Below are 15,502 nucleotides of genomic sequence, written 5' to 3'. Positions count from 1 at the left end.
TCGCTGCCAGGATGACCGCATGAGCGTGTGGGACGGCCTGACCGGGCAGGAGGAAGCGGTCGCTGCCCTGCGTCGCGCGGCCGAGGCGCCCGAGGGCACCGGGGGGATGACGCACTCGTGGCTCATCACCGGTCCGCCCGGGTCGGGCCGCTCGAACGTCGCGGCGGCGTTCGCGGCAGCACTGGTCGGTGACGGCCCCGACGACGACCACACGCTCCGGCAGATCACGGCGCGGACCCATCCGGACGTCTCGGTCCTCACGACGCAGCGGGTGATCATCACGATCGACGAGATCCGGCAGCTCGTGACCTCGTCGTACTACTCGCCGTCCGTCGGCCGGTACCGCATCGTCATCGTCGAGGACGCCGACCGCATGACGGAACGCACCTCGAACCTGCTGCTCAAGGCCCTCGAGGAACCCCCCGAGCGCACGGTCTGGATCCTGTGCGCCCCGAGCGAGGCCGACCTGCTCCCCACGATCCGGTCCCGGGTGCGCTCCGTCCGGCTGCGCGTGCCCGGCATCGAGTCCGTCGCGGACCTCCTCGTCGCCCGCACCGGGGTCGACCGGGTGCTCGCGATGGACGCCGCCCGCCAGGCCCAGAGCCACATCGGCATGGCGCAGCGTCTCGCGACGAGCGCGGACGCTCGTGACCGTCGTCGCCGCACCCTCTCGACGGTCCTCGGCGTGCGGAGCGTCGGCGACGCCGTGACGGCCGCCGCCGAGTTGCTCGCCGTCGCGGACGAGGACGCCAAGGCCATCACGCAGGAGCGCGACGGGGAGGAACGCGACGCGGCCCTGCGCTCCCTCGGTGTCGAGCCCGGCGGCACGATCCCGCCGGCCCTCCGGTCCCAGCTGCGCGCGCTCGAGGATGACCAGAAGCGCCGGGCCACCCGGAGCCTCCGGGACGGCCTCGACCGCATCCTGGTGGACGTGTCGTCCCTGTACCGGGACCTGCTGCTGCTCGGGTTGGGCGCGCCCGCCGAGCCGGTCAACCTGTCCATGCGTGACGAACTCGAACGGGCGCTCCCGTCGGTGCCGCCGGCGGCTGCGCTCGAGGTGCTCGACGCGGTCACGACGGCCCGGGCGAGGATCGCCGCCAACGTCGCGGCTCTCCTCGCGCTCGAGGCCCTGCTCGTGACCATCGCGCGCGCCGCGCGCTGACGGGGTGCGCCGCGCGCTGACACACCGCGCAGCGGTGACGGAGTGGGTCGGCCGCTGACAGCCCGCGCCGGCCGTCGGCGAGCTGCGCCGGCCGCTGTCGGCCGCGCCGCGGTGACGAGTCGTGCCGCGCGCCGAGAGACCGTGTCACGCTGGCCAGTCGCGCCGCGGTGACGGGCCGCGTCGTACCGCGCGCTGTCGAGCCGCGCCCTGCTGGCCCCTGCCGCACCGACAGCCTGGAGGCACGCGCCCAGCCCGCCGCGCGCGTCCCGTCCGTCCTCGCCCACGTGGCGGCACGCCTGACGCAACCCACAGCCTCCCGGCCGATCCCGCGTGGGAGAATCGCGGCATGTCCGACGCAGCTCCCGGCCTGCGCGAGCGGAAGCGCCTCGCCACCCGACTCGCCATCCAGCAGGCGGCGCTGCGCATCGCAGCGGAGGACGGCCTCGCGGCCGTCACGGTCGACGAGATCTCCCGCCGCGCCGACGTCTCCCCGCGCACGTTCTTCAACTACTTCCCGAGCAAGGAGCAGGCGATCCTCGGGGACGACCCCACGCTGCCGGACGACGACGCCCTCGCCGGGTTCGTCGCGGGCGGTCCGACGGGCGACCTCCTGCAGGACCTCGGCGACCTCCTCGTGCACTCGACGCAGGCGCTCATCGACGAGCGCGGGCTCATCGCGGAGCGGCAGGAGGTGCTGCGCGCCAACCCCGAGCTGTTCTCCCGTCGGATGGCCTCGATGAAGGAGTTCCAGCACGAGATCGAGGTGGCGGTCACGCGTCGTCTGGAGCCGACCGAGCCGGACCCCGACGCACGCCGGCGGCAGGCTCGTCTGGCGTCGATCGTGGCGCTCGGCACGCTGCGGCACGCGTGGTGGGAGTGGTCGGAGCAGGGCGGCGACGTGCACCTCGTCGACGAGCTCGAGCGGTCCTTCGCCGACCTCGGCGCGCTGGTTTCGCGTTCACTGGTCTGAGCCTGTATAGTCATTGCTCGTGCCGCTCCGGCAACGGAGCGCCAGACGCACCGTTCTCGGAGCGTCACGATGCCCCGGCAACGGGGCGTCCGCCGCCTTAGCTCAGTCGGCAGAGCGATTCACTCGTAATGAATAGGTCGTCGGTTCGATTCCGACAGGCGGCTCCACACAAAAGCCCCGGTCAAGACCGCTTATAGCATCCTTGGCCGGGGCTTCTTTGTCCGCCCCGGTGCACACAGCGGTACACGCATTTACGTTGGGGCGGTGTGCCGATACCAATCGGTGGACGAGGGCAGCGCTCAATCTCGCTCGGGGAAGTTCGTCACTGCGATGCGGCCGAACTTCACTGCCCGAGCAACGGAGAGAAGCTCGCCAGCGAGCGAGGAGACTGCATCGGAAAGACTGCGGACGGACTCCTCGAGCGTGTCGCAGCGATCCTTGCCGGACATCTCCTGCAGCCGATCGAGCTGGGTTGGGATGGCCGAGTGTGCGGGGTCGATCACAGCACGGATTCGTTCGTAGTCGAGAGTTGAGACGTTGTCGGAACGGCCTGCAACCTGTACGGCGGGAGCTTCGCTGACAATCTCGAGGTTTTGAGTCATGCTCGAACCCTATCCGCCAGATGCGTCTTGCCCACGAGATTGTGCTCGCGTTAGTGAGATCGTCCGTAGTTAGCTGGCGGACGTGAACAATCGTCAGGCGGCTCTCATTGCCGCTAGCAACCTCAAGTCAGATGCGACCTCAGCCGTTAGACTCTCGCGGGTGCTCGCCGCTTGGCTCGAGGAGTTGGACTTGGCTCACGATGAGGGGCGTCTGCCCCTCACGTTCGAGCTCGTCACGAAGGCGATCGAGGCTGGGAGTGATCTCGAACTGGCACAGCGATCTCCGATTGTGAAGATATGGACTGCTGACGACCGGCCAGTGGTGGGGCTAGCCGACGGGCGGAGCTACACCTGGTACGGATCTTGGTCTCGGAACTACTGAGGGCTAACGGCCAAAGTGACCGCGAGGCCGAGGGCTGATGGGGCTCCTCTCCCGGAGAGCAGGCGCATTGGCCGTGGCGTTGGCCTGAACGTGACACAGCGTGGCGTCTCGGCGAGCGCCAGGCGTGGTCCGATCTCTATCTCGTCGAAGGAACACGTGACGATCCGGCTCGGGAAGGGGTTCAGCTTCCGGATCTTCTGATCCGCGTGCCTCGGACTAGGGTCGCGGTTTCCTCAACTCTGCCCGTATGCTCAGGCGGTCCACAGCAGTAACCAGGGCAACCGATGACCGACTACCAGCCCGCGCCCACCACCACGCAGACCGCACCGAAGCGATCCAACCCGCTCGGCCTCACTGCCCTGATCGTCGGCATCGTCGCGATCGTCGGGTGCGCCATCCCGTTCGTGAACTTCGTGTCGATTTTCCTCGGCGTCGTGGCGTTGGTGCTTGGCATCATCGGTCTCATCCAGAAGAACCGGACCCGCGGGCTAGCGATCGCCGGCACGATCCTCGGCGGCATCGCACTCATCGTCGGGATCACGACCGCGTCGATCTACTCCGCGGCGATCAGCAGCGTGTCTGGGTCTCTCGAGTCGTCCGCGCCGGCCGCAACCGAGGACGCGGCCTCGTCCGCCCCGTCGCAGGAGGCATCCGACGACGCATCCGAGAGCTCGAGCGACTCGGACGTCCCCGCCGAGTACACCTCCGCGCTCAAGTCGGCGCAGAACTACTCCGACACCCTGCACCTGTCGAAGGAAGGCATCCGCGCACAGCTGACGTCCGACGTCGCCGACCAGTTCTCCGACGAGGCCGCCGCCTACGCCGTCGACCACGTCGAGGCCGACTGGAACGCGAACGCGCTCGCCACGGCGAAGAACTACCAGGACATGATGAGCATGTCACCCGAAGCGATCCGCGACCAGCTCACCAGCAACATCGCCGACAAGTTCACCCAGGACCAGGCCGACTACGCCGTCGCACACCTGAACGACTAGGTTGCCCGCACGCGACCGGTCAGTGCTGGCCGCCAGCGGGGCCGGCGGAACTGCTCCACCCTGTCGGGACATGCCGACCCCGCGCCAACGACGAAACAGCCCCACCGACCCACGAGGGTCGGTGGGGCTGTGGTCGTTCGTTGCCGTGCCTCTGAGATAGTCTCGTTCCTCGTGACAATCGACGGTCGGGACGGCGTGCCCGCGCGCCCGATCTACGCAAAGATCGAGTGGTGCTTCCAGAACCTGGCCTGGGTGCCGGCGTGGTTGGGAGGCATCTCGACCGCGTTCGGCGGGTTTGCGTTCGTCGTATCCGGCACTCCGGGCACGGACGAGTTCTCGGGACGGTGGTTCGCGACGGGTATTTCGGTGACGGTGCTGGGGTTGGCGCTGTCTGCCGTCGTCGAGCACAGCAGACGGAAGAACAAGGAGAGCCTGAGCTCTGAGGCAGGCGCGTTCCAAGTCGCACTCGAGCAGGGTTTCGTGCCGAGCCTTGAGGACCTGACCAAGATGGTCGGCAAGCCTCAGGCCAATCGCCAGCGCGACTACCAGCGGGTCATCGATCGCGCGAGCCAGGTACTCAGCATCAGCTTCGCGGCAGACGTTCGTGTCGTCGTCTACCGATCCACGGACGCCGGAGCAGGGTCCCGGCAGCTGGCCGTCGAGACTCACACCGGGCGGCGGGGCAAGCCCAAGCCCTTCACTGAGGGGGATGACGGACGCGGGGACGCGGTATTCGAGTGGCTTGGAGAGGGAACGCCCCTGTTCGTCGCTGACCTGACTGCTGAGCAACTTCCCGGATGGCAAGGCAGCGGGAAGGGCTACAAGACGTTCATCTCGGCCCCAGTCACAGTGGACGGCGTACCGAAAGGCATGCTGACCGTCGACGCACCTATGCCGGGTGACCTGGACGAAACCGACAGCAGTCTTGTGGAGTCGCTCGCTGCGCTCGTCGGAGTGGCGTTTGCTCTGCACACTCCAAAGGATCGAGCGTAAAGATGTCATCAGCTGGAGTTACACTCAACGTCAGGGAGGAAAAAATTATGGCAACTACGAAAACCCCCCGCCCCTCCAAGAAGCGTGCAGACCTGTCCAATCCGGACGTCGTGAAGGCGCTTCGCGAGCAGGCTGAACAGTTGGTTCGCACGGAAGCCTCTCGGCGACGCCAGCGTCGGCTGCACGCCCGGATGTCCAGCTAACCCCCGACCTCATCAACGACACGAAGCCCCCACCGCTGATTCGGTGGGGGCTTCGCTCGTTCTAGCGGCGCTCGCCGCGGCCTAGTCGGCTGATTCGGGAGCGATGATCTGCTTGATCTGAGCGGCGGTGAGGGTGTCGTAGTCGAAGTCCTGCTCGTCCTCGAGGAGTTCGCGGATGTGCTGGCTAAGTGGCGGTGGCGTGTCCTGCTTGCCCCACGCGGCCCGCCAGTCGTGGACGAACTCGCGAACCGCGTCCCGCATCCGGGTGATGCGGCCGTAGAGCGACCCAACGACCTTTTTCATGGCGTCGAGCTCGGAGCGCTGCTTGTCGGACTCTTCACGCAGCGGCTTCGTAGCGTCAGCGATGCCCTTCGCGACTTCCTCACGGATGTACTTCGCGAGGTCGAACGCCTGCGTGAAGCCGGCTTCCTGCTGCTGCCGCTTCGCGTCTGCTTTCGCGCCGCGGCGGGCCGTCCACGCGGTGATGAGACCCGTCGCGATCACGGCGACCGCTCCGCTTATCGCGACGACGATCGTCGGGTCCGGGCCCGTCTGGGCTACGGCCATCCGTTCACCTCCCGGTCGCGAGCGATGTCGCGCAGCCGCCACCGGGGAAGCTCGGTCATCGAGTAGATCGCGGCCGCCACCGCACCGCGGCCGAGGTTGTACGTGAAGCCGGCCGCGAGCGGCGAGTCCCGCCACATCGCCCACCAGCGCACGGTGACGATCGGCCAGTCGACCTCGTCGCGCCAGGTGCCGTCCTCTTCGTCCTTCGACTTGTAGCGGGTCGGCAGCTCGGGCTGCTCGGCGATGATCGCCGGCAGGATCCGCATCGTGACCGGCTCGGCGTTCCGGCGGGCTCGCTTGTTTGCAGCCTTCGGCGCAGGGCCTCGTCCAGGCATGTGGGGCTCCCGTTTCGGGTGAAGCCCTCGAGGCCGTTTCGGTCAGGCGGGCAGGTGGCGCGCCCGGCATTGAAATGTCAGGGCTTGGTGAAACTCGGCGAAAACCCCCGGACCCGTACACAGCCTCAGCCACAGCACCTCTACAACCAGGACCGACCCGGGGGGAGGGGGTGGTGGGGTGCCGAAGAGTTTGAGGAGAGTTTGGGGCTGGTGAAAGTGACGTTCAGCGCAGTCCTGGGTGCTTCTCGCGCGGCTTGCGGGCCGATGGAACCCGTGTGAAGCGTCGTGCTCGTGCTGCTTCTTGCGCGGTCTTCTTGTCGTGGTGCCATGAGCACAGCCACTGTAGGTTCGCGAGGTCGTGGTTGTCGCCGTGCACGATGTGGTCGCAGTCTGTGCCGACCTCAGTGCAGCGTGTGCCGTCGCGCATGATGGCTTGGCAGTGTCCGCCGGCACGGTCGCGGACGGTCGCGCGTCGTTGTTGCCAGTCGCGTGGCAGTCGTTGCTTGCGTGTGCTGCCTGACCACTGCTCACCCACGTTGTGCTCCTGCGTTCAGTCGCCGTCGAGGACTTGCCATGGCCAGAGCGGCGCGCTGTCGCTGTCGTAGCCGATGGGCTCGAGCGGGATGCGCGTGCTGGTTCTGGTGCGGTGTGCGCTGATGGGGTCGGTCGGGCCGGGCGGCGGGCTGGGGTATCCGGTTGGCGGGGTCTCCGGGTACCCGGCCGGTCGCGCCCCTCCGGTCATCGCTGGCCCCTACCCGGCTTCGACCGGGAGGTAGGTCACGGTCCCGTCGGTGAGCATGACGTCCACACCGATGATGAGACCGACCGCGCGCTTGACGTCGAAGCGGTCGATCTCGGCGGTGGTCTTATGTCCGTGCTGCTTGAGCAGGGCGCGGATCTGGGTGAGCGTCATCGGGGCCTCCTAGGTCGTCGGGCGCTTCCGCTCGGCTCGCAGATCGCCGGCACCATGGCGACCCAACCGCCCGTCACCCTTTGCCAGAGGCATGCCGGAGGTAGTTGCGGTAAATCTCTTCGGCTCTAGCCTCAACGTCCCTGCGTAGGGCAGCGGCTTCTTCCGCGCTCTCTGTTGCTTCCTTTGCTTCACGGATGCCTCGGGCCGCGTAGAGCAGCGATACGAGTCCGGCTATACCAGAGATAGCGGCCGCGGCGATGTCGGGAATCCGGGAGTAACCGCTGGTGGTGGAGATGAAGTAGCCGACGATTCCGAGGAGTGCGGCTGATGCGACTGCGAGTAGGACGATGCCGATGACTCGGAGCGCTTTCTTGCCGCGGCCGGGCGCGTTCCGACGTTCGAGCTTTCGGACATTGGTGTCGATCTGGCTGCGTAGGACGTCCCGTGCATGTTGCTCGGTCTCGTCTAGAGCGTTCATTGCGTCGGCTGCTGTCTTGATATCGGAGAGCAGCCGAGTGACGCTGCGCCGGTCTCCTACGGTGAACAGCCAGCCGACAACGGCGATGATCACCGGGATAATGATCTTGCTGAGCGCATCGCCGAGTTGGTCCACTTCTGGAGCGTATCGGTCGGTCTCCAGCTCGTGCGACATCATCCGTGACCTGAATGGCTGAGCTCTTCTAGCTGAGGTGGTCGCCGCTCACGTCCCGGGTCTGCGTGTCACCAGCAGGTTGCCAAGGGAGGACGGCGCGTTGGGCCCGCATCGTGCTCGACCCGAGCGAGTGCGATGCGGGAGTAGATCCCCGAGCTCGACGCAGCGCGATGGCGGAATGTGATCTGCGGGCACGAGGAAGTGTGAGGGCTCGTTTCGAGGAGCGTCCTCCGGAGAGCGAGACCTTCGAACGGAGGCTGACGACGCCCCGATGGTCAACTGCGGATGCTCAGGTTTGCGACAGCGAGGGTGGCCGGCCGAAGTCGAACCGCGGTGGTTGAAGGCTAACGGCTGACGCCAGTTGGCCGAGAGCTTCTTCCATGGGGATCTTTTCAAGCAGCAAACGCTTGTCCGGGGAGCTGGCTGTGCTGTCGGCTCGGCATGACAGGCTGGCGGCGTCGTTCGCCACATTGGAGGCGGACGTAGCGCGCATGTCTCCCGCCGCTGGTGTGCGAGCGGAACGGAAGCCGCCGAGGTCATGGTGGGCCGTTCCGTCGGTTGCCATCGTCGCGATGCTGATCGCGTTCGCGGTAGCTCAGTTCGTGTACACGAAGGATGCCGGCAGCCCTTTCCGGGCTCTCGCCGACGTGATCGGCGCGGTCTTGGTCGTGCTGTCCGTGGTCGCTCAGAGCATCCTAGTCGTACTTGACAGTTGGGGGATCGCCGAATCGGACCGTACACGTTTCATCACGTCTGTTGTCGCGATCGTCGTCGGACTAGCTGGCGGCGTCTTCGTCGTCATCGGCGCATTGAATGCTCACGGAGCCTGAGTCTGGGCGTCAAGGAAAGGGCTGGGCGTTCGGAGATTTAGGGGCTGTGGTGCTGGTTAGGCTCACAGCATGGCCGGAACCATCTTCGTTGTCGTCTTCCTGCTGCTGCTGCTCGGAATCATCCTCGGCGGCGTCGTTCTCCTCCTCCGCGACACCCCCGCGCGGCGGGCGAAGGAGCGCCCGGCCGTCGTGAAGCGCCTCGCAGAGCGCGAAGTCGAACTCGAAGACGCGAAGGCGCGTATCCGAGAAGGGCGCGACGAGGAGGCCTTTTAGGATCGGGGCTATGCAAAGCAAACTGATCGGTACGGCTGCAAACGGTTCCTCGTTCCCGGTGCTGCTCGAGTGGCCTGCCCGAGGGCCGCAAATCATCGCCGTGAGGCGGATCGACGTGCGGGGTGAGGTGCCGGGGAAGCATCTCGGATTCGACCTCTTGCTCGATCCTGCTGGCATCCCGATCAGCGAGCCGAGCGGTTCGCTCGGCTTCCAGATGGACCTCACGATCACGTCGAACGGACAAGCCCGCCACGCGACTGACGGGGTCACCTACTACAACGGCGACCTCGTGCCGGAGTGGATTCAGCTGCAGACAGGAATTCCCGCTGATGTCTCATTCGATGAGGTGACGATCGAACTCCGGCTTTCGTGAGGAGCGCCCCGGCAGATTCGAACTGCCTACCTACGAGGTAGAAGCTCGCTGCTCTTCCGCTGAGCTAGGGGCGCAAAACGCATGCCCGCGAACCGATGGTTCACGGGCATGCGTCGTTGCTCTAATTATAGAGGCTGGATGAACACCCCCGCAAGTACGGGGCGGATCAATCGTCTCCGGCAATCGCGTCCCAAGCGGCTTCCTTCGTCGTGTAGATGCTGAGTTCTCGACCTTCGTGTCCAACCGCTGCCGTGAAGCCTCCGAGTTCTTCCTTGATGCGCCCCATGCGGCTTCCATCGGTGCGCAGTGCGAACCAGCCGTTTTTCGCGTCTTCGTACTTCTGCGTCATACCTCAAGCCTGTCGAGAAACGCGTGCAGGTGCGGTTGACGCGCCTACCGCCGTACGCGCGGGCCGTAGGCGCTCCAGCCGTTGAGGTACGGGGCGAGGTCTTGTGCCGTGGGCGTCGGGAAGTTGGGTTTCGCCAGCGCACCGAACGGATCAAGTTGTCGGCATACCCGCTCGCCAATCGCGATCCATTCGTCCGTGGCGGCGTGGTCCTCTTGTCCGCGCCTTCGGCGCTGTAGCTCCTCGATGAAGGCCGCAACCTCCCGCTGACGCCTCCATTCCCCGCTTGTTCCACGAGCAAAGCCTCTTCCTGGCTCGCTCGGAACAGGGCCTTTGCGCGTGTCATAGCTGCCGCCCAGTCTCGATCGCGCTTCTCTTCGGCCGCCTTCGCTCGCCGGTCTGCCGCTTGCCGTTCAAGCTGCACGACGCCGAGCCGCTGGAAAACCTCGCCGAGGCGGTTCTCGAGCTGCTGCGTCCTTGTGTCGCCCCACTTGGATCCGTCGAACCCGAACCCTGGCCGAGCGACTCGTAGCTCCAGCTTCCCCGTCGGAACGAACCAGTAGTTCCGGTTGCGTTGCCATCGCGGAAGGCGCTGAACCTGGTCATAGCGCTTCCGGTCAAACGATCCACCGCTGGACCAGTCGAACTTCTCGGCACCGCCAGCGGCGACCTCGCGGACCTGCACGCGCAACACGGCTGCGCCTGCTTCGAGCTCGACGTGTCAACTCCACTCTCTGGCCGAGCCTCCATTGCGTCGGGTGCGCTCGTCCACGGCGCGGGGATCTCTAGTGGTGACGCCGGCTTTGGCTGCATGCCGGACGATCGATTCGATGATGCGTGCAGCTCTGGCGAGTGACTCCTTCGTCACAAACTGGTCGTCTTTCGACTCCAAAAATGTCTTTGCGAGCGCACCGAGGTGGGACTTTTGAGCAACTGCTTGGACCTCGGGTATCTCGACCAGGTCCCAGTACCAATCCCGGTACTCCAACCGCAGCTGTCTCTGATCCTTCCGGCTGGGGTGGGAAAGGTGGAGTCCCTTGCCTCGGGGGCGGTACTCGCTCTTATTAAAGCGCCATACAAGCTTCGGGTAGTCGACATCGTCGTCGCGGCCGTTCAGGTCCAAGCACCCTCCGGCGGATTTGAGTCGGTCTGCGAGGGCTGCCAGGTCGTCCGCGACGTCTGCCGTTTCGTCCTCGGCAGTTTCCGCAGTCGTTGACCGTGTGAGCTCGGCGATACGAGAGATACCAGCGTCTGTCAGGGTCGCCTTCCAGCTCGGTCCATGGCCCGCGACGCGAACTAGTCCGCGACTCGCCAGCGCCTTCGCTGTGATGCGGTGTCCGTAGTTGTCATCGACGTACTCGCCGGCCGGGCAGCCACGCTGAACCCATCGCAACAGCCGGATCTGCTTGTCGTTGAGATGACTTGTAGGGTGCAGCACCCCTCGATGATGCCCTTGCTTGACGACTTGCGAAACACCGCACGCAACCCGCCAGACCTTTGCGTCTTGCTCCACCTGGGCTAGCTTCACACGATCGGGAAGCAGCACGTCGGGTCCTCGCTGCCTACCGCCAGCCCAGCGTCAGAGAATGGAGCACCCGTGACCCTGCCACCCGACTTGACCGCTGTAGCGGGCGTCCTCGTCACGGCTGCGCTCGGAGCCATCGCTGTTGTGCGAGAGCAGAGCGCAATGCGGCAGCTAGAGCGCATCACCGCCATCCTGAAGGATGCACCCGAAGGGACGATTACTCAGCGCAGGTTACAGGTCTTGCAGGAGCATTTGACTCACCGGGTCAGCTTGCAGTATCGATTACCCAAAGGGGCTGAAGCTCAATTTCTTGGTCTCACAATGGCGGGATCCTCGATCGCCCTGCTGCTCATCACGTTATTCGATATGACAACGAGTCTAAACCGTCGGGTCCGGGGTCACACAGTTCTTCACTGGTACTGGACGCAAGATCGCCTGGCTCTGTGGGACTATCTCTGGCCGAATCTCATCATGTACGGATTCTGTTTCGGCGGGCTCGGTCTTGCGTTGTATGTTCTCGATCGGAGAACGAAAGCGCGAAAGGGCGTCGCAGCAACCATCAAAGAGAATGAGGTGTATCGTCGGTTGCTTTGACCGCTTCAAAGCCTCAGCTCGCGACGGAACTGCGTCGCCTAATTCCTGAGCGCGAAGTGTGCTCCGAGTCGATCCATCGCTTCGCGGGCGGCCGCGGAGGACACGTGCTGGTACTTGCGGGTGACGGCTTCGGACTGGTGGCCGACGATCTCGCCGATGATCTTCGCGTCGACGCCGAGCTCCATGAGTATCGTCGCCGTCGTGTGCCGGGCCCAGTGCGTCGTCGGGACGGGGGAGCCCGGCTTGCGGTCCTCGTCAGCGATGACGCCTGCCTCGAAGAGGATGTCGCGCCAGGTCTGCTCGTCCTCACCCCACAGGTACGGCTCACCGTTCGGTTTCCGCCAGATCAGGCCGTAGGGGTTCGGCCGGTCGGCGGTCTTGATGAGGTAGCGGCGGAGGGCTTCGGCGAGCGCCGGCATCAGGGGAACGTACCGGGGCTTGCCTGACTTCGGGCGAATGAGGCAGAGGCGTCCGTTGAGCTGCTGGTACTCGAACCCGTCGGGGATCCGGAGTCGTCGGTTCGAGCAGGAGCCGGCGCGCTTCTTGCCGCATCGCCAGGTGTCGTCGTCGAGGCGGCCGCACCCGTGCTCGAACGGCACTTCGGACAGGGCCCACTCGACGCCGATGGTGGGCTGCTCGGAGTCGAGGTCGAGGGACTCGAGGCGCGCGCCGATGCGTTCGCCCTGGCGGAGGCCGCTGAGCAGTGCGACCCACCAGCGGGTGCCGTCGTCGTGCTCGGCTGCGACCTTGAGGACGGCGAGCGCCGCGTCTGTGCTGAGTGCGCCGCGGTTCGACTCGCCCTGCACGGGCGCGCTGACGTCCTCGCAGACGTTGCGAGCGGCGATGCCCTCGACCCGAGCTGACTCGAGCATGAGCGACAGCACCTGGTACGCCTTCCGCGACGTCGCCGACGTCCGGCCAGCGTCGGCGACCGCCTTCGTCATGATGCGCACGTCGGACGGTTTGAGCAGCGCGACCTTCTTCGCGCCGATTGTGGGGACGATCCAGTTCCGAGCCACCGACTCGTAGGACAGCAGCGTGTTCGGCTTGAGGTTCGGCTTCCCGACCGTCTCAAGCCAGTGCGTCGCCCACTGGTCGAGCGTCGTCTTCGTGTCGAGTGCGGTGCCGTGCTGCTTGATCTGGTCCTTGATCGCGTCGAGCTAGGGTCCGCAGAACCCCCTCTGGCTCCCGGGCCGGAGGGGGTTCTCCCGTTCGTGGACGCGTCGCCTGGTAGACAGGCGGCATGACGGTTCGGTGGGGAGTGCTCGGGACGGGCGGCATCGCGCGCTCGTTCGTCGGTGACTGTGCGGCGGTCGGTGTCGAGTTCGTCGCGGTGGGCAGCCGCACGGCAGCGTCGGCGCAGGCGTTCGCGGACGAGTTCGACATCCCGCGCGCGCACGCTTCCTACGAAGACCTCGTCGCCGACCCCGAGGTCGATGCGGTGTACGTGGCCACGCCGCACTCGCGCCACGCCGCGGACGCCCTCCTGGCGATCGCGCACGGCAAGCACGTGCTGGTCGAGAAGGCGTTCACGATCACGGCCACGGAGGCCCGTGCGGTCGCGGACGCCGCGCGCTGCGCAGACGTCGCGGTGATGGAGGCGATGTGGACCCGCTTCCTGCCGCAGACGGCGATGATCCGGCAGGTGCTCGCCGAGGGGCGCATCGGTCGTCCACGGCTCGTCGAGGCCACGCACCACCAGGCCCTGCCGTCGGACCCGCGGCACCGGCTGAACGACCCGGCGCTGGGCGGAGGAGCACTGCTCGACCTCGGGATCTACCCGGTGTCGTTCGCCGTCGACGTCCTCGGGCTGCCGGAGTCGGTCGTGGCGTCCGGCACGCTCAGCGAGCAGGACGTCGACACGCAGATGGGCATCGTGATGACCCACGCCGGCGGGACGCAGTCGACGGTGCACTTCGCGCTCGACCTCGCGAGCCCGAACACGGCGTCGATCATCGGCGAGGACGGCCGCATCGACCTCGACCCGACCTGGTTCACGCCGACGACGTGGCGCATCCGCGACCGTGACGGCGTGGTGGTCGAGGAGTTCGACGGGCGTGAGGAACGCACCGGCTACGGACACGAGGCGCGCGCGTTCGAGACGATGATCGAGACCGGGACGCACGAGGGCGGGCCGATGGACCTCGAGGAGTCGGTCGGGATCATGGCGCTCCTCGACGAGGTCCGGCGCCAGGTCGGCGTCCGCTACGCGGCCGACGAGCAGGCGGATGCGGAAGACGGCCTGGAGGCTCCTCCCGCAGTTCCGTAGGATCGTTCGCGATGTCCGAGCCACAGCCTTCCCGCCCGACCCTCGCCGAGCGCGCCCGTCAGGCCGTCACCGCCTTCCGCGGATCGGTCGCCCGACGCCCGGTGCCGTGGATCGCGGGTGGTCTCGCAGGCGTGCTCGTCCTCGGTTCCGGCGGTGCGGTCGCGGTCGCCGCGGCCACCATGTCCGACCCGGCCGAGCCGGTCCGGACCACCGCGGCGGCGCCGTCGGCCACCGCGTCGCGCACCCCGTCCGTGAAGCCCTCGGCGACCCCGACCGCGACCGCGCGCGCCGTCCCGGAGGACCCCGACGGGCCGACCGCGCTCCGGACGTGCACCATCGACCAGGCAGCAGGAGCAGCCGGACTCGGGTCGTTCGAGGGGGCCGTCATCAACGCGGAGACGGGCAAGGTCCTCTACTCGCACGCCGGCGACCAGCCGAAGCAGACCGGCAGCGTCATGAAGACCCTGACGACCGCGACCGCGCTGGCCGACCTCGGGGGCAGCTACCGCATCCCCACGACGGTCACGAAGGAGGGGGACGGCGCGATCGCCCTCGTCGGGCACGGGGACGCGACGCTCTCCGCCGGCGGGGCGACGGTCTACCCCGGAGCCCCGACGCTCGGCCAGCTCGCCCAGCAGGTGAAGGCGAAGCTCGGCAGCTCCCCGGTCTCGACGATCGTCACGGACGACACGTACTGGAGCGACGCCGACGCCTGGGACCCGACGTGGCCCGTGTCCGAGCGGACGATCGGCTACCAGCCCGAGATCACCGCGCTCATGGTCGACGGCGACCGCGCGAACCCCGGAGCGGCGACCTCCCCGCGCTCCACCGACCCCGTCGGACGTGCCGGAGCGGCGTTCCGCACCGCGCTCGCGAACGCCGGGGTCGTCGGGGCCGCGAACGCGCAGATCGTCAAGCGCGCCACCACGTCGACGGACACCATCGCCACGGTCTCCTCGCAGCCGGTGTCGACCCTGATCGGCCAGATGATCCCGAACTCGGACAACACCCTCGCCGAGATGCTCGCGCGGATCTCGTCGAAGGAGTCCGGGGCGGACGGCTCCGCGGCCTCACTGACAGGGGTGTACCAGGCTGCGCTGAAGACCTACGGGGTCGACCCGTCCGGCATCGTGATCAAGGACGGCTCGGGCGAGAGCGCGGCGAACGCGGTGTCGCCCGAGTTCGTCGCGAAGCTCATGGTCCCCGTGCAGGCCGGTGCGAAGGGCCTCGGCACGCTGTCGAATGCCCTCCCGGTCGCGGGCGTCTCCGGGACGCTCTCGAGCCGGTTCACCGGCGCGAACGCCGTCGCCCGGGGCAAGGTGCACGCGAAGACCGGGTGGATCGACTCGGCGAACACGCTCGGCGGCTGGATGGACGCGGCGGACGGCACCCGCCTGACGTTCGCGTTCTACGCCATCGGTTCGTCGCGGGCGGCGGCACTGCCCGCGCTCGACGCGGTGACCGCCGCGACGTACTCCTGCGGGGCGAAGCTCACCAGCTCCTAGCCGGCCTGGTGCA

At 67.0% G+C, this 15,502-nt stretch carries 20 protein-coding genes and 2 tRNA genes; 12 read left to right on the top strand and 10 right to left on the bottom strand.

From position 1 onward, the window contains the following. The first annotated feature begins 19 nt into the window (after window positions 1-19). The 3 genes from ABC270_RS13370 to ABC270_RS13360 all read left to right on the top strand — a co-directional run bounded on the left by ABC270_RS13370 (window position 20) and on the right by ABC270_RS13360 (window position 2,299). Window positions 20-1,162, top strand: coding sequence for a DNA polymerase III subunit delta' (locus tag ABC270_RS13370; protein WP_412881242.1), 1,143 nt, complete (start codon window positions 20-22; stop codon window positions 1,160-1,162). Window positions 1,163-1,508: 346 nt separating this feature from the next. Further along, a complete protein-coding gene (locus tag ABC270_RS13365; protein ID WP_412881241.1) occupies window positions 1,509-2,132 on the top strand; it encodes a TetR/AcrR family transcriptional regulator in 624 nt (207 codons plus the stop codon). Window positions 2,133-2,223: 91 nt separating this feature from the next. Next, window positions 2,224-2,299, top strand: a tRNA-Thr gene (locus ABC270_RS13360). A gap of 132 nt (window positions 2,300-2,431) precedes the next feature. Here ABC270_RS13360 and ABC270_RS13355 read toward each other — a convergent pair. After that, the gene (locus ABC270_RS13355; RefSeq protein WP_412881240.1) at window positions 2,432-2,734 is read right to left on the bottom strand and encodes a hypothetical protein; all 303 of its coding nucleotides are present in this window, start codon (window positions 2,732-2,734) and stop codon (window positions 2,432-2,434) included. Between the two features lie 160 nt (window positions 2,735-2,894). Between ABC270_RS13355 and ABC270_RS13350 the strand changes: the two genes are divergently transcribed. The 3 genes from ABC270_RS13350 to ABC270_RS13340 all read left to right on the top strand — a co-directional run bounded on the left by ABC270_RS13350 (window position 2,895) and on the right by ABC270_RS13340 (window position 5,104). Beyond that, window positions 2,895-3,116 carry a hypothetical protein gene (locus ABC270_RS13350; RefSeq protein WP_412881239.1) on the top strand — a complete coding sequence of 74 codons (222 nt, stop codon included), beginning with the start codon at window positions 2,895-2,897 and terminating at the stop codon, window positions 3,114-3,116. A gap of 284 nt (window positions 3,117-3,400) precedes the next feature. Continuing rightward, a complete protein-coding gene (locus ABC270_RS13345; RefSeq protein ID WP_412881238.1) occupies window positions 3,401-4,111 on the top strand; it encodes an Ltp family lipoprotein in 711 nt (236 codons plus the stop codon). Window positions 4,112-4,282: 171 nt separating this feature from the next. Then, window positions 4,283-5,104 carry a GAF domain-containing protein gene (locus tag ABC270_RS13340; protein WP_412881237.1) on the top strand — a complete coding sequence of 274 codons (822 nt, stop codon included), beginning with the start codon at window positions 4,283-4,285 and terminating at the stop codon, window positions 5,102-5,104. Window positions 5,105-5,388: 284 nt separating this feature from the next. On the opposite strand, the gene ABC270_RS13335 is transcribed toward ABC270_RS13340, so the two are convergent. From ABC270_RS13335 to ABC270_RS13315, 5 genes are all read right to left on the bottom strand, one after another. Beyond that, the gene (locus tag ABC270_RS13335; protein WP_412881236.1) at window positions 5,389-5,874 is read right to left on the bottom strand and encodes a hypothetical protein; all 486 of its coding nucleotides are present in this window, start codon (window positions 5,872-5,874) and stop codon (window positions 5,389-5,391) included. Continuing rightward, window positions 5,865-6,209, bottom strand: coding sequence for a phage terminase small subunit (locus tag ABC270_RS13330; RefSeq protein ID WP_412881235.1), 345 nt, complete (start codon window positions 6,207-6,209; stop codon window positions 5,865-5,867). The genes ABC270_RS13335 and ABC270_RS13330 overlap by 10 nt, the downstream gene beginning before the upstream one ends. Before the next feature lie 223 nt (window positions 6,210-6,432). Continuing rightward, window positions 6,433-6,744 (bottom strand): HNH endonuclease, encoded by a 312-nt coding sequence (locus tag ABC270_RS13325; protein ID WP_412881234.1) that lies wholly within the window; start codon window positions 6,742-6,744, stop codon window positions 6,433-6,435. A gap of 216 nt (window positions 6,745-6,960) precedes the next feature. After that, entirely contained in the window at window positions 6,961-7,122 is a 162-nt protein-coding gene (locus ABC270_RS13320; protein WP_412881233.1) for a hypothetical protein, read from the bottom strand. Window positions 7,123-7,195: 73 nt separating this feature from the next. Continuing rightward, window positions 7,196-7,735, bottom strand: coding sequence for a hypothetical protein (locus ABC270_RS13315; RefSeq protein ID WP_412881232.1), 540 nt, complete (start codon window positions 7,733-7,735; stop codon window positions 7,196-7,198). A gap of 419 nt (window positions 7,736-8,154) precedes the next feature. Between ABC270_RS13315 and ABC270_RS13310 the strand changes: the two genes are divergently transcribed. The 3 genes from ABC270_RS13310 to ABC270_RS13300 all read left to right on the top strand — a co-directional run bounded on the left by ABC270_RS13310 (window position 8,155) and on the right by ABC270_RS13300 (window position 9,250). Further along, complete coding sequence (locus ABC270_RS13310) at window positions 8,155-8,604, top strand: hypothetical protein (protein WP_412881231.1); 450 nt, start codon at window positions 8,155-8,157, stop codon at window positions 8,602-8,604. Window positions 8,605-8,673: 69 nt separating this feature from the next. Beyond that, window positions 8,674-8,877 (top strand): hypothetical protein, encoded by a 204-nt coding sequence (locus tag ABC270_RS13305; RefSeq protein WP_412881230.1) that lies wholly within the window; start codon window positions 8,674-8,676, stop codon window positions 8,875-8,877. A gap of 10 nt (window positions 8,878-8,887) precedes the next feature. After that, entirely contained in the window at window positions 8,888-9,250 is a 363-nt protein-coding gene (locus ABC270_RS13300; protein ID WP_412881229.1) for a calponin homology domain-containing protein, read from the top strand. 2 nt (window positions 9,251-9,252) lie between these two features. Here ABC270_RS13300 and ABC270_RS13295 read toward each other — a convergent pair. From ABC270_RS13295 to ABC270_RS13285, 3 genes are all read right to left on the bottom strand, one after another. After that, window positions 9,253-9,324 (bottom strand) — tRNA-Arg (locus tag ABC270_RS13295). A 92-nt stretch (window positions 9,325-9,416) separates the two neighbouring features. Beyond that, the gene (locus tag ABC270_RS13290) at window positions 9,417-9,599 is read right to left on the bottom strand and encodes a hypothetical protein (RefSeq protein WP_412881228.1); all 183 of its coding nucleotides are present in this window, start codon (window positions 9,597-9,599) and stop codon (window positions 9,417-9,419) included. A gap of 718 nt (window positions 9,600-10,317) precedes the next feature. After that, window positions 10,318-11,034, bottom strand: coding sequence for a hypothetical protein (locus ABC270_RS13285; RefSeq protein WP_412881227.1), 717 nt, complete (start codon window positions 11,032-11,034; stop codon window positions 10,318-10,320). Between the two features lie 159 nt (window positions 11,035-11,193). On the opposite strand from ABC270_RS13285, the gene ABC270_RS13280 reads away from it, so the two are divergent. After that, entirely contained in the window at window positions 11,194-11,715 is a 522-nt protein-coding gene (locus ABC270_RS13280) for a hypothetical protein (protein WP_412881226.1), read from the top strand. A 38-nt stretch (window positions 11,716-11,753) separates the two neighbouring features. Here ABC270_RS13280 and ABC270_RS13275 read toward each other — a convergent pair whose 3' ends face one another. Further along, the gene (locus ABC270_RS13275) at window positions 11,754-12,854 is read right to left on the bottom strand and encodes a tyrosine-type recombinase/integrase (RefSeq protein WP_412882094.1); all 1,101 of its coding nucleotides are present in this window, start codon (window positions 12,852-12,854) and stop codon (window positions 11,754-11,756) included. Window positions 12,855-12,958: 104 nt separating this feature from the next. Here ABC270_RS13275 and ABC270_RS13270 point away from each other — a divergent pair, with 104 nt between their 5' ends. Together ABC270_RS13270 and dacB are read left to right on the top strand one after the other, a co-directional pair. After that, window positions 12,959-13,984, top strand: a complete 1,026-nt coding sequence (locus ABC270_RS13270; protein WP_412881225.1) for a Gfo/Idh/MocA family protein — start codon at window positions 12,959-12,961, stop codon at window positions 13,982-13,984. An 11-nt stretch (window positions 13,985-13,995) separates the two neighbouring features. Continuing rightward, window positions 13,996-15,489 carry a D-alanyl-D-alanine carboxypeptidase/D-alanyl-D-alanine endopeptidase gene (dacB, locus tag ABC270_RS13265; RefSeq protein WP_412881224.1) on the top strand — a complete coding sequence of 498 codons (1,494 nt, stop codon included), beginning with the start codon at window positions 13,996-13,998 and terminating at the stop codon, window positions 15,487-15,489. Window positions 15,490-15,502 lie beyond the last annotated feature (13 nt).

It is taken from the genome of Curtobacterium phoenicis (assembly GCF_047238015.1).
GTDB lineage: Bacteria > Actinomycetota > Actinomycetes > Actinomycetales > Microbacteriaceae > Curtobacterium.
Note: the sequence above shows the minus strand (reverse complement) of the source record. Positions and strands in the feature narration are given on the sequence as shown.